10 protein-coding genes are annotated in these 13065 nt (G+C 65.4%); 6 read left to right on the top strand and 4 right to left on the bottom strand.

Going from position 1 to position 13065, the window contains the following annotated elements; all coding sequences use genetic code 11:
- Window positions 1-17 precede the first annotated feature (17 nt).
- Together trhP and zwf are read right to left on the bottom strand one after the other, a co-directional pair.
- On the bottom strand, window positions 18-1421 hold the full coding sequence (trhP, locus tag AC1ZV1_RS29575) for a prephenate-dependent tRNA uridine(34) hydroxylase TrhP (RefSeq protein WP_484294853.1): 1404 nt from the start codon (window positions 1419-1421) through the stop codon (window positions 18-20).
- 107 nt (window positions 1422-1528) lie between these two features.
- The gene (gene zwf, locus AC1ZV1_RS29570; protein ID WP_484294852.1) at window positions 1529-3004 is read right to left on the bottom strand and encodes a glucose-6-phosphate dehydrogenase; all 1476 of its coding nucleotides are present in this window, start codon (window positions 3002-3004) and stop codon (window positions 1529-1531) included.
- Between the two features lie 91 nt (window positions 3005-3095).
- Here zwf and hexR point away from each other — a divergent pair, with 91 nt between their 5' ends.
- Both hexR and AC1ZV1_RS29560 read left to right on the top strand, forming a co-directional pair.
- Window positions 3096-3980, top strand: coding sequence for a transcriptional regulator HexR (gene hexR / locus AC1ZV1_RS29565; RefSeq protein ID WP_259758179.1), 885 nt, complete (start codon window positions 3096-3098; stop codon window positions 3978-3980).
- 127 nt (window positions 3981-4107) lie between these two features.
- Entirely contained in the window at window positions 4108-4323 is a 216-nt protein-coding gene (locus AC1ZV1_RS29560; RefSeq protein ID WP_484294851.1) for a PA3496 family putative envelope integrity protein, read from the top strand.
- On the opposite strand, the gene AC1ZV1_RS29555 is transcribed toward AC1ZV1_RS29560, so the two are convergent.
- Entirely contained in the window at window positions 4277-5212 is a 936-nt protein-coding gene (locus tag AC1ZV1_RS29555; RefSeq protein ID WP_484294850.1) for a LysR family transcriptional regulator, read from the bottom strand. The two genes, AC1ZV1_RS29560 and AC1ZV1_RS29555, sit on opposite strands and share 47 nt — an antisense overlap.
- A gap of 228 nt (window positions 5213-5440) precedes the next feature.
- Here AC1ZV1_RS29555 and AC1ZV1_RS29550 point away from each other — a divergent pair, with 228 nt between their 5' ends.
- The 3 genes from AC1ZV1_RS29550 (at window position 5441) to AC1ZV1_RS29540 (ending at window position 9487) form a co-directional block, all read left to right on the top strand.
- Window positions 5441-6856 carry an acetyl-CoA carboxylase biotin carboxylase subunit gene (locus AC1ZV1_RS29550; RefSeq protein WP_484294849.1) on the top strand — a complete coding sequence of 472 codons (1416 nt, stop codon included), beginning with the start codon at window positions 5441-5443 and terminating at the stop codon, window positions 6854-6856.
- 11 nt (window positions 6857-6867) lie between these two features.
- On the top strand, window positions 6868-8682 hold the full coding sequence (gene oadA / locus AC1ZV1_RS29545; protein WP_484294848.1) for a sodium-extruding oxaloacetate decarboxylase subunit alpha: 1815 nt from the start codon (window positions 6868-6870) through the stop codon (window positions 8680-8682).
- Window positions 8683-8911: 229 nt separating this feature from the next.
- Window positions 8912-9487 carry a c-type cytochrome gene (locus AC1ZV1_RS29540; RefSeq protein ID WP_484294847.1) on the top strand — a complete coding sequence of 192 codons (576 nt, stop codon included), beginning with the start codon at window positions 8912-8914 and terminating at the stop codon, window positions 9485-9487.
- Window positions 9488-9559: 72 nt separating this feature from the next.
- Here AC1ZV1_RS29540 and AC1ZV1_RS29535 read toward each other — a convergent pair whose 3' ends face one another.
- The gene (locus tag AC1ZV1_RS29535) at window positions 9560-12532 is read right to left on the bottom strand and encodes an autotransporter outer membrane beta-barrel domain-containing protein (RefSeq protein WP_484294846.1); all 2973 of its coding nucleotides are present in this window, start codon (window positions 12530-12532) and stop codon (window positions 9560-9562) included.
- Window positions 12533-12695: 163 nt separating this feature from the next.
- On the opposite strand from AC1ZV1_RS29535, the gene AC1ZV1_RS29530 reads away from it, so the two are divergent.
- Complete coding sequence (locus tag AC1ZV1_RS29530) at window positions 12696-13037, top strand: zinc ribbon domain-containing protein YjdM (protein WP_017521529.1); 342 nt, start codon at window positions 12696-12698, stop codon at window positions 13035-13037.
- The last annotated feature ends 28 nt before the right edge of the window (window positions 13038-13065 follow it).

Here is a 13065-nt window from a genome sequence, read left to right as displayed (position 1 = left end):
CCGGTGCGGGGCGCGAATCAGCGTCCGCCACACCCACCCTCGCTGCAATTGCCCCCGCAACGGCCGGCAACGGAAGGCTCTCGTGCATCGCGGGTGGAGCCACCCTTCAGGTTGCGCATCAGCAGGGCGTACTGCAGGTCCAGTTCCTCGGGCAGGGGCAGATAAACCACATGCCCATCGCCGGGTGCGACGCCGATGGATTCGCCGCGGTTGTTCTCCAGCGCGTGCAGGCGGAAGGTGCGGTTGCCGGCCGGGGTCATCAGCTCGACGCTGTCGCCGACCTCGAAGCGGTTCTTCACCCGCACCTCGGCCAGGCCGTTGCGGCGCTCGCCGGTGAACTCGCCGACGAACTGCTGGCGCTCGGACAGCGAGTGGCCGTACTGGTAGTTCTGGTACTCGTCGTGCACGTGGCGGCGCAGGAAGCCCTCGGTGTAGCCGCGGTGGGCGAGGGACTCCAGGGTGTCCATCAGGCCGAGGTCGAACGCGCGTCCGGCGACGGCATCGTCGATGGCCTTGCGGTAGGCCTGGGCGGTACGCGCGACATAGTAGTGAGACTTGGTTCTGCCTTCGATCTTCAGCGAATGCACGCCCATCTGCGTCAAACGCTGCACGTGCTGGATGGCACGCAGGTCCTTGGAGTTCATGATGTAGGTGCCGTGCTCATCCTCGAAGGCCTCCATCAGTTCGCCGGGGCGGTTGCCTTCTTCGAGCAGGACGATTTCCTTCGTCGGCGCGCCGATGCCCAGCGTCGGCTCGACGGTGGGCATTGCGTGGCCCAGTTCGTCCTCGCGGGCGGCGTGGGCCTGGTACTCCCAGCGGCAGGCGTTGGTGCAGGTGCCCTGGTTGGGGTCGCGGCGGTTGATGTAGCCCGATAGCAGGCAGCGCCCGGAGTAGGCCATGCACAGCGCGCCGTGGACGAAGACTTCCAGTTCCATGCCGGGGACTCGCTCGCGGATCTCGCCGATCTCCTCCAGCGACAGCTCGCGGGACAGGATCACCCGCTTGAGCCCCTGCTGGCGCCAGAACTCCACGCTGGCCCAGTTCACGGCGTTGGCCTGCACCGAGAGGTGGATATCAACGTCCGGGAAGTGCTGACGAACCAGCATGATCAGGCCGGGATCGGACATGATCAGCGCATCCGGACCCAGGGCAATGACCGACTCGACATCCTGCAGGAAGGTCTTCAGCTTGGCGTTGTGCGGGGCGATGTTGACCACCACGTACAGGCGCTTGCCCTGGGCGTGGGCCTCGTTGATGCCGGTGGCGAGGTTGGCGTGGTCGAACTCGTTGTTGCGCACCCGCAGGCTGTAGCGCGGCTGGCCGGCGTAGACGGCGTCGGCGCCATAGGCGAAAGCATGGCGCAGGCTCTTCAGCGAGCCGGCGGGGCAGAGCAGTTCGGGGGAAAACGACGTGGGGGACATGGCGGCGTAGCGGGTCGTGGGAAAAAGGCCGCCACTCTAGGAAATCCGGGGCTTGCGCGTGCTGAGCGAGGTCAACGGAGTGCTGCTTTTCGTAGGTCAGACCTGAATCACTCCAACCAGCGCCGCCCCTGCAACTCCAGCAGCGTCTGCGCCTGTTCCGGTCCATTGCTGCCGGCGGGATAGGGGCGCGGGCTCAGGTAGTGCTCGTGCCAGCCCTTGATGATCGGGTCGACCCAGCGCCAGGCTGCCTCCACCTCGTCGCGGCGCATGAACAGCGTCGAATCGCCCTCGATCACGTCCAGTAGCAGCCGCTCATAGGCGTCCCAGCGACGCTTGTTGCTGCTGAACGCCTGGGCGAGATTGAGGTCCAGCTCCACCGGCTCCAGTTGCATGCCCTTGCCCGGCGCCTTGGCCATCAGCTGCACGCTGATGCGCTCCTCCGGCTGCAGTCTTATCCGCAGGCGATTCGCCGTGCCAGCGCCGCTGCCGATCAGGCTGTTGGGGACCGGTTTGAACTGGATGACGATCTCCGAGCACTTCTTCGCCATGCGCTTGCCGGTGCGCAGGTAGAACGGCACGCCCGCCCAGCGCCAGTTGTCGATCTCCGCCTGAACGGCGACGAAGGTCTCTGTATCGCTGTCGTTGTCGACGTTTTTCTCGAACCAGTAGGCCGGTACCTCCTGCCCCCCGATGTGCCCGGCGGTGTACTGGCCGCGCACGGTCTTGTCCTGCACGTCCTGCCCGGAAATCGTCTTGAGTGCCTGGAGGATCTTCACCTTCTCGTTGCGCACCGCCTCGGCGTCGAAGCGCACCGGCGCCTCCATGGTCACCAGGCAGAGCAGTTGCAGCAGGTGGTTCTGCACCATGTCGCGCATGGCCCCCGCATGGTCGTAGTAGCTGCCGCGGTTTTCCACGCCGAGGGTTTCGCTGACGGTGATCTGCACATGGTCGATGTGCCCGTTGCGCCACACCGGCTCAAACAGGGTGTTGGCGAAGCGCAGGGCCATCAGGTTCTGCACCGTTTCCTTGCCCAGGTAGTGGTCGATGCGGAACACCCGCGACTCGTCGAACACCTCGCCGATCGCCTGGTTGATCGCCACCGCCGACTCCAGCGAATGACCCAGCGGCTTCTCCAGCACGATGCGCGCCAGCGGTCCTGCCAGGCCGGCGATCTTCAGGTTCTGTGCAATCGGCGCGAACAGGCTCGGCGCGGTGGCCAGGTAGTGCACCAGCACGCGGCCTTCGCTGCGCTTGAGGGCCTTGGCCACGCGGCCGAAGTCGGCGCTCTGCGAGGCGTCCATCGCCACGTATTCCAGGCGCTGGGCGAAACTGCGCCAGGCCTCGGCGGAAAAGTCGCTGCGTGCCACCTGGGCGCGGCAGTTGCGTTCGGCCAGGGCGAGGTAGGCGGCGTTGTCGCGCTGGCTGCGGGCGAGGGCGAAGATCCGCGTGTCGGCCGGCAGACGATTCTCCCGGTGCAGGTGGTAGAGCGCCGGCAGCAGCTTGTGCAGCGCCAGGTCACCGCTACCGCCGAACACAAGAATGTCGCAGGAGCTGGGAAGACTAAGGCTGGCGGGCGTGTTCAAGGACTTATTCCCTGGGCGTGGCGGATAGTTTTGTAGTATAACTACAACAAGACTACAGAAATCTCAGACAACTATCACCGAGCCTATCCCTGTGAACCTTTTGCAGCACATTGCCCAGTCGCGTCATCTGCTCCGCAAGTCGGAGCTCAAGGTTGCCGATCACGTGATGCAGGACCCTGCATCGGTCATGCACAGCTCCATGGCGGACCTCGCTCATGGCGTCGGCGTCAGCGAGCCGACCATCGTGCGCTTCTGCCGTGCGATCGGCTGCACCGGCTTCCAGGACCTCAAGCTCAAGCTGGCGCAGAGCCTCGCCGCCGGCGCCAGTTTCGGCCAGTTCTCGATCAACGAGAGCGACTCGGTGGCGGACTTCAGCCTGAAGATCTTCGACACCACCCTGCACTCGCTGATGGAAGTGCGCGAGCACCTCGACACCCACGCCCTGGAGCGCGCCATCGCGGCCATCGCTCATGCCCAGAGGGTCGAGTTCTACGGCTTCGGTGCGTCCGGTGCGGTGGCGGCGGATGCCCAGCACAAGTTCTTCCGCCTGCTGCTCTCGGCGGCGGCCTACTCCGATCCGCACATGCAGGCCATGTCGGCGGTGACCCTGAAGCCTTCGGACGTGGCGATCTGCATCTCCCAGTCCGGCCGCTCCAAGGACCTGCTGGTGACCGCCAACCTGGTGCGCGAAGCCGGCGCGACGCTGATCACCCTGTGCCCGAGCCAGACCCCGCTGGCGGACCTGGCCACAGTGAACCTGGCGGTGGATGTGCACGAAGACACCGACATCTACACCCCGCTGACCTCGCGTATCGCCCACCTGGTGGTGATCGACGTGCTGGCGATGGGCGTGGCCATGGCCCGTGGCCCGGACCTGGTGAATCACCTCAAGAGCGTGAAGCGCAGCCTGCGCAGCCTGCGTCTGTCGCCGAAGGTGGTGAAGAACCATGAGGAGCGCCCGGAAGAGGCGTCCTGATCCTGTCGTCCTGACGGTGCCGCCGACCGCTCGTCGGCGTCACCGGCGCTTCACCACCACGTCGTCAAACGGTCATCCGTCGTCAGCATGCTGGCGTCTCCAGCCCTTAGGCCTTGGGAGATGCGAGATGCCCCGCCATATCGACGACACCCAGCTCCAGGTGGACAGCAAGACCCGCCGCAAGCTCGAAGACCAGCGACGCATGCAATTCCGTCGCGCCATCGAGGACCGCATGGAGGCCCAGCGCCTCGCTCTCGAAACCTCCGATTACCCCGACCTGATTGCCGCCGCCTACCTCACTTCGGCGAAGACGGGCCGGCGAAGCGTTCGGCCAGCTGGCTGATCAGCGCCCGCTCTTCACGGATGAAGGCGACGAACGCCTGGGCCACCGGGCTCAGGCGCTTGCCGCGGGCATGTACCAGACACCAACTGCGGTAGAGCGGCAGCTCTTCCACCGGCAGCTCGTGCAGCAGTCCGGACTGCAGTTCGCGGCTCACCGCATGGCGTGGCAGCAATGCCAGCCCCAACCCGGCCAGTACTCCTTCGCGTGATCCCTCCAGCGAGGCGAACTCCAGCGTCTGCGGGAAATGCGCGCGCTTCTGCTGGAAGTGCTCCTCGCAGGCCTTGCGCGTGCCCGAGCCGGGCTCGCGGATCAGCAGCGGGTAAGGCTCCAGGTCCTTCAGCGAGAGCTTCGCGGCATTGCACAGCGGGTGGTCCGGCGGTGCCACGGCCACAATGGGATTGTTCAGGAAGGGCAGGAATTCCAGCGCCATGTCCTGGGGCACCAGGGACATGATCACCAGGTCGTCACGGTTGTCCGACAGGCGCTTGATCACCTGGGCGCGATTGACCACCGTGAGGTTCAGGCTGACGTCCGGATGCTGCGCGTGGAAGGCAGCGAACAGGTGCGGGGTGATGTACTTGGCGCTGGATTCCACCGCCAGGCGCAACTGGCCCTGCAGCGAGCCCTTGAGGTCGGAGAGGTTCATGTCCAGCACTTCCAGGCGCTGGAAGATGTCGGTGGTCGCGCGCAGCAGGGCGTCGGCGGCATCGGTCTGGTAGAGCTTCTTGCCGATGTACTCGAACAGCGGCTGGCCAACCAGTTCTTCCAGCTGGCGGATCTGCAGGCTGACCGCCGGCTGGGTCAGGGCCATTTCCTCGGCGGCGCGGCTGTAGGAACGGCTTTCGCACACCGCACGAAAAACCTGCAGCTGGCGAAGGGTCATACGCATCAATGACTTACGCATAGAACTCGGCCTGATCGCGACATTTCGGATCGACTATAAAGCATTCTTTATGGCTACCCCAATAATTATTGATTTTGGTTAATCTTCCCTCCCGCGCTAGGGTAAAAACACGCCGGAACCCGCTCCGGTCGAGAACAGCCAGCCGCCGTGATCGGCGCTGCCGATGGGTTTTTACGCCGGGGCCCACCAGGCCCGGGCCGAGGGAAAGCCGCAGTGATCAAGAAAATCCTGATCGCCAACCGTGGGGAGATCGCTGTCCGGATCGTGCGCGCCTGCGCCGAGATGGGCATCCGTTCGGTGGCCGTCTATTCCGATGCCGACCGTCACGCCCTGCACGTCAAGCGCGCCGACGAAGCCCACAGCCTGGGCGCCGATCCGCTGGCGGGTTACCTCAACCCCCGCGCCCTGGTGAACCTGGCGGTGGAAACCGGTTGCGACGCGCTGCACCCGGGCTACGGCTTCCTCTCCGAGAACGCCGAGCTGGCCGATATCTGCGCCGAGCGCGGGATCAAGTTCATCGGCCCGTCGGCGGAAGTCATCCGCCGCATGGGCGACAAGACCGAAGCGCGCCGCAGCATGATCGCCGCCGGCGTGCCCTGCACTCCCGGCACCGAAGGCAACGTCGCTGACCTCGCCGAGGCCGTTTCCGAAGCCGAGCGCATCGGCTACCCGGTGATGCTCAAGGCCACCTCCGGCGGTGGCGGCCGCGGTATCCGCCGCTGCAACAGCCGCGAGGAGCTGGAGCAGAACTTCCCCCGCGTGATCTCCGAAGCCACCAAGGCCTTCGGCAGCGCGGAAGTCTTCCTCGAGAAGTGCATCGTCAACCCGAAGCACATCGAGGCCCAGGTGCTGGCCGACTCCTTCGGCAACACCGTGCACCTGTTCGAGCGCGACTGCTCGATCCAGCGCCGCAACCAGAAGCTCATCGAGATCGCCCCCAGCCCTCAGCTCACCCCCGAGCAGCGCGCCTACATCGGCGACCTGTCGGTGCGCGCAGCCAAGGCCGTGGGCTACGAGAACGCCGGTACCGTGGAGTTCCTGCTTGCCGATGGCGAGGTGTACTTCATGGAGATGAACACCCGCGTGCAGGTGGAACACACCATCACCGAGGAGATCACCGGCATCGACATCGTCCGCGAGCAGATCCGCGTGGCCTCGGGCCTGCCGCTCTCGGTCAAGCAGGAAGACATCATCCACCGCGGCTTCGCATTGCAGTTCCGGATCAACGCCGAAGACCCGAAGAACAACTTCCTGCCGTCCTTCGGCAAGATCACCCGCTACTACGCGCCCGGCGGCCCCGGCGTGCGCACCGACACGGCGATCTACACCGGCTACACCATTCCGCCGTACTACGACTCGATGTGTCTGAAGCTGGTGGTCTGGGCGCTGACCTGGGAAGAGGCGCTGGACCGCGGCCTGCGGGCGCTGGACGACATGCGCGTGCAGGGCGTGAAGACCACCGCCGCCTACTACCAGGAAATCCTCAAGAACCCGGAATTCCGTAACGGCCAGTTCAACACCAGCTTCGTCGAAAGCCACCCGGAACTGACCCAGTACTCCATCAAGCGCACCCCGTCGCACCTGGCCATCGCCATCGCTACCGCCATTGCCGCCCACGCTGGCCTGTGAGGAATTCGTCCATGACCGTTTCCAAGAAAGTCACCGTCACCGATACCATCCTGCGCGATGCCCACCAGTCGCTGCTGGCGACCCGGATGCGCACCGAAGACATGCTGCCGATCTGCGACAAGCTCGACCAGGTCGGTTACTGGTCGCTGGAAGTCTGGGGCGGCGCCACCTTCGACGCCTGCGTGCGCTTCCTCAAGGAAGACCCGTGGGAGCGCCTGCGCAAGCTCAAGGCCGCGCTGCCCAACACCCGCCTGCAGATGCTCCTGCGCGGGCAGAACCTGCTCGGCTACCGCCACTACAGCGACGACGTGGTCCGTGCCTTCGTCGCCAAGGCGGCGGTCAATGGCATCGACGTGTTCCGCATCTTCGACGCGATGAACGACGTGCGTAACCTGCGCGTCTCCATCGAGGCCGTGAAGGCCGCCGGCAAGCACGCGCAGGGCACCATCGCCTACACCACCAGCCCGGTGCACACCATCGACGCCTTCGTGGCCCAGGGCAAAGCCATGGCCGACATGGGCGTGGACTCCATCGCCATCAAGGACATGGCCGGCCTGCTGACCCCCTACGCCACCGGCGAGCTGGTCAAGGCGCTGAAGGACGCGCTGCCGCTGGACGTGGTCGTGCACTCCCATGACACCGCCGGCGTTGCCAGCATGTGCCAGCTCAAGGCTGTTGAAAACGGCGCCGACCGCATCGACACGGCGATCTCCAGCATGGCCTGGGGCACCAGCCATCCGGGTACCGAATCCATGGTCGCCGCCCTGCGCGACACCCCGTTCGACACTGGCCTGGACCTGGAGCTGATCCAGGAAATCGGCATGTACTTCCACGCCGTGCGCAAGAAGTACCACCAGTTCGAGAGCGAGTTCACCGGCGTGGATACCCGCGTGCAGGTCAACCAGGTGCCGGGCGGGATGATTTCCAACCTGGCCAACCAGCTCAAGGAACAGGGCGCGCTGAACCGCATGCCCGAAGTGCTCGCGGAAATCCCGCGGGTTCGCGAAGACCTCGGCTTCCCGCCCCTGGTCACTCCGACCTCGCAGATCGTCGGCACCCAGGCGTTCTTCAACGTCCTGGCCGGCGAGCGCTACAAGACCATCACCAACGAGGTGAAGCTCTACCTGCAGGGCCGCTACGGCAAGGCGCCGGGCAAGATCGACGAGACGCTGCGTCGCCAGGCCATCGGTAACGAGGAAGTGATCGACGTGCGTCCGGCCGACCTGCTCAAGCCGGAGCTGAACAAGCTGCGCGAAGAGATCGGCAGCCTGGCCAAGTCCGAAGAGGATGTACTGACCTTCGCCATGTTCCCGGACATCGGCCGCAAGTTCCTCGAGGAACGTGCCGCCGGCACCCTGAAACCCGAAGAGCTGCTGCCGATCCCCAACGGCAAGGGTGTCGCTGCCGCTGGCGGTGAAGGCGTACCGACCGAGTTCGTGGTCGACGTGCACGGCGAAAGCTACCGCGTGGACATCACCGGCGTCGGCGTGAAGACCGACGGCAAGCGCCACTTCTACCTCTCGGTCGATGGCATGCCGGAAGAGGTCGTATTCGAGCCGCTCAACGAATTCATCGGCGGCGGCGGCAACAAGCGCAAGCAGGCGAGCGAGCCGGGCCATGTCACCACCACCATGCCGGGCAACATCGTCGATGTGCTGGTGAAGGAAGGCGACAGCGTGAAGGCCGGCCAGGCCGTGCTGATCACCGAAGCGATGAAGATGGAGACCGAAGTGCAGGCGGGTATCGCCGGCACCGTGAAGGCCATCCACGTAGCCAAGGGCGACCGGGTCAATCCCGGCGAGATCCTGGTTGAAATTGAAGGCTGACCAAGGACAGACGGGTCTTTAAGGTTCAGTCCCACGGGGGAGCACGATGCTCCCCCTTTTTTTGTCCGGACGATTTTCAAGGCTTCGCGCCATTGCTTGATCTGCGTCGGAAATTTCCTTCAGAAAGCCTCTATGTTCCACGCTGGGAAAACTGACTGACCAGGGTGTGGCGATGGGGAGAGTCGTTCTATTGTGGGTGTTGCTGTGCGCGACAGCGCAGGCATCGGAGATGATGGATCGGCTCGCTGTCCTGGAGAAGGACCCGGTCAAGCGCGAGCAGGCCTATGCCGCGGCCGAGGATCGCATCCTGCTGTGCAGCAAGTGCCACGGCAAGGACGGCAACAGCAAGCGCGACTACATCCCCAACCTGGCCGGGCAGAACCCGCAGTATCTCTTCGATGCGTTCGAGAAGTACGTCGACGGCCAGCGCACCGACTTCGTGATGAACCAGGCGGCCAAGCTGCTGACGCTGCAGGATCGCCTCAACATCGCCTACTACTTCAGCCAGCAGAAGGTCGTGGTCAGGCCGGCCGCCAATGCGCCGGACAAGGCGCTCGTGGAGCAGGGCGCCCAGCGCTTCGCCACTGTCTGCACCACCTGCCACGGCGAGAAGGCCATGGGGCATGACGGCTTCCCGCGCATCGCCGGGCAACCCAGGGAATACCTGACCCACGCCCTGCAGCGCTACCGCGACAAGGACCCGAGCCGGGCTGACTCGCCTATGCTGGCGGTGGCTGCACTGCTCAGCGAGGACGATATTGCGGCGCTGACGGCCTATATCAGTCAGCTCAACGAGCCGAACTGACGAAACGAGCACCGACCGCATGAATGAAAAAGCCCGGCATCGGCCGGGCTTTTTCGTCTTGCCGCGTTCGCGTCAGAACGCCATCTGCCACTGGGCGATCAGTGCGTGGTTCTGCGCGTTGCTGCCCATCTGACCGCTGTAGCCGATGCCGACGGTATGGCGCGCCGAGACACCCACATCGACGCCGACGTCCAGCAGCAGGCTGTTGCGGTCCAGTGCGGTGCCCTGGACGCTGAAGGCGTCGCCACCGGCGAGGAAGGACTGGCGGGTCTTGCTGTCGATATCGCCGAAGGTGTGGCGCCAGCCGAGGCCCAGGCGCGGGGTGAAGCTCATGCCGTTGCTCAGGGTATCCAGGCGGGCGATGCGCAGGCCGAGGGTACTGCTCAGGTTGTCCTGGTCCTGGGAGTCGACGTGCAGTGCGGCGGCGCCGCCTTTCTCGTCGTAGGCATCGCGCTCGTAACGCTGGTAGTCCAGGCGCGCGTAGGGTTCGGCGCTCACGCGACCGCTGCCCATGGCGTAGCCGGTCTCGGCGAAGGCCTGCCAGCTGTCGGCGTCGTAGTCGCCCTTGGGACGATCACTGAAACCGTCGAACTCGACCCGGCGCTTGCTCTCGCCGTCGTGGCTGCTGTAGGCCGCGCCCAGGCGCACGGCCAGCGGGCCGCTCTGGTGCAGCGCGTAGGCGCCCAGGTGCCAGCTGTCGATGTCGCCGGAGACGCCACCACTGCCGTCCAGGTCGGTGTGCGAGTAGCCGCCGAGCACGCCCAGGCGCCAGTCCGGGGTCACCGCCCAGTCGGCGCCGAGCAGGGTGCCACCGGTGTTCTGTTGCAGGTCGCCGCTCTTGTCGTGTTCGTCGAGCTTGCCGTGGCTGCCGATGCCCTGGACCCACAGGCGGCCGGCAGCGTTCGGGTCGTTCAGGTTGCGCGCTTCGCTGGGCACGCCGGTGGCGGCGAGCATCGGCGTGTCGCTGCGTTCGGTGGCGGCCAGCAGGTTGCTGCTGCCCAGTTGGCGTACCGCGTTGAGCATGGCGCTGCCGACCTGTTGGCTGCCGGCGAGGGTCGCGGCGGCGAGGCTGGCGTTGCTGGCGCCGGCGAGTTGTTCCAGGGCCGCGGTGGCATTGGCGGAATCACTGGTGACCAGGGCGTTGTACAGTGCGCCGCCGTTCTGGCTCTGCAGGGCGGAGGCGGCGTTGCGGCCGTTGCCGCTGCTGGCCAGGTCGCCGAACTGCACGTCGTTGCGGGTCAATTGCAGGTCGACGCTGTTGGCGCTGTAGCTCAGGGTCGGGGTGAGGAAGGCGAAGTTGCTCGTCACGTCGGCGAACTGGCCACTGACACCGCCGGCAGAGCTGATCACCTGCACGCTGCTCTGCCACGGCCAGTTGCCGCTGCCGGCCTGCACGGCAAGGTGTGAACCGTCGATGCGGGTGCTGCCGTCCACCTGTACGGTGGCGTGGGCGCCGCTGGGCTCCACGCCGAAGGACAGGGTCGAGCCGCTCTGCAGGTTCAGGTTGCCGGTCACGTGGGCGGCGCCGGTTGCCGGCGAGGCGACCAGGGTACCGGCGACGTTCAGGCCGCCGACGCTGCCGCTGCCCGAGTAGGTGGCGCCCTGGTCGATCTGCAGGGTGCCCAGCAGGCTGCCGGTGTTGGTCAGGCTGGCGCCGCTGAAGACTTCGCCGCCTTCGCTGAAATCGTCGGTGCTGGAGAGCGTCCAGCTGCCCTGCTTCACGTCCAGCCATTCGAAGTTGGCGCTGTTGCCGAAGCGTCCGCCGGCGGCGTCGTCGAAAGTCACGGTGTCGCGGCCGCTGCCGCCGTCCACCAGGCCTTCGAAGCGGCTGCCGGAGAGCAGCACCAGGCTGTCGTTGCCGCCGCCCATTTCCAGGGCCACGCCGTTGCCGCCGTGGATCAGGCCGTCGTTGATCACGGTGTCGTCGAGGTTGCCGGACAGCGTCACGCCGGAAAGCTTCTCGCCAGTGATGGTGCCGTGGTTCTCCAGGTAGGTCTTGCCGAAGCCGCTGTTGCCGTTGCCGTCGTCGACCAGGATGCCGCGGTCCACGCTGCGGATCACCGCGCCGGCGTAGTTGATGATGGTGCCGCCGCCCATGGCGATACCTTCGCTGCCGTTGGGCGAGCCGTCCTTTTCGCCGGCGGCGCCGAGGCCTTCGATGATGCCGTGATTTTCGATGTGGCCGGTGTAGTCGATGTCCACGCCATCACCGTCGCCGTTTGGCACCAGGCCGTTGTAGGCGCCACTGATGCGCCCGTAGTTGATCACCGTGCCATCGCCGTCGGAGCCGAAGCCTGAGCCATTGCGGCCGATGATCACGCCATCGGCGTAGTTGATCAGGGTCGCGCCGACGTCGGTGGTGATGCCATGGCGGCCGCCACTGATGAGACCGTGGTTTTCCACGTAGCCGCCCGAGGCGCCCTGGAAGTCGATGCCGTCGTTCTTGGTGTCGGCGGTGATCATGTCCGAGCTGCTGATCTCGCCGTAGTTGACGATGGTCGCGTTGCCGCCGGGGCGAACGCCGTCGTTGCCATCGCTGTGGATGACGCCGGTGGCGCGGTTGATGAGGGTGGTGGTCGCGGCGCTTTGCAGCTTGTCCAGGTCCAGCGCCTGGCCGGTGGCCGAGTAGATGGTCCCGGCGTTGTCGATCAGCAGGCTGCCGGCGCTGAACGGGTTGTTCATGCGGATGGCGTCGTCGTAGCCGAGGATGCGCCCGCCTTCGCGGTTGATGATCTGGTAGATGCGCGTGGTGCTGTCGCTGCCGGAGGTGTCTATCACCCGGCCAGTGGTGGATTGCATCAGGCCGCTGTTGTCGATGATTACGCCGGTGCCGGTGGCTGCGCCCTTGAGGTCGATGCTCTTGCCGCTGGTGACCAGGCTGCCGGTGCGGGTGACGGTCAGGGTGTCCTGGTTGGCCAGGGTGCGGCTGGCGGTCTGTGCGTCGTTGATGATCGGCGAGACCGACACGGCCTGGGCAGATTCGGTGGCCAGTGTCGCCAGTACCACGGCGATGCTCAGGGCGAGCGGGGTGGGCTTGTGCAGCATGGTACGGGCGTCCTTTCTTATCGAATTGGCCGCCTGTTATAGCGATGGATTCTTACGCTTTTGTAACGCTGCTGGCCTTGTGCCTTGCCTGCGCGCCCAGCGGGAAAGCGAGAAACCTTATATACTCTGCGGTCTTTTTACCGTTTCCACTGTGAGAACCGCCGTGAGCCAGCTGCCGCCCTGCCCCAAATGCAACTCCGAATACACCTACGAAGACGGCGCTCAGCTGGTCTGCCCCGAGTGCGCCCACGAGTGGTCCGCTGACGGCTCGGGCGAGTCCGACGGCGATGCTCGCGTGATCAAGGACTCGGTCGGCAACCTGCTGCAGGACGGCGATACCGTCACCGTGATCAAGGACCTCAAGGTCAAGGGCTCGTCCCTGGTGGTGAAGGTCGGTACCAAGGTGAAGAACATCCGCCTGGTGGATGGTGACCACGACATCGACTGCAAGATCGACGGCATCGGCGCGATGAAGCTGAAGTCAGAGTTCGTGAAGAAGGTCTGAGCCTTCTCGCTGCCCATAAAAAGCCCGG

The sequence above is a fragment of the Pseudomonas sp. BB438 genome, assembly GCF_057180225.1.
Note: the sequence above shows the minus strand (reverse complement) of the source record. Positions and strands in the feature narration are given on the sequence as shown.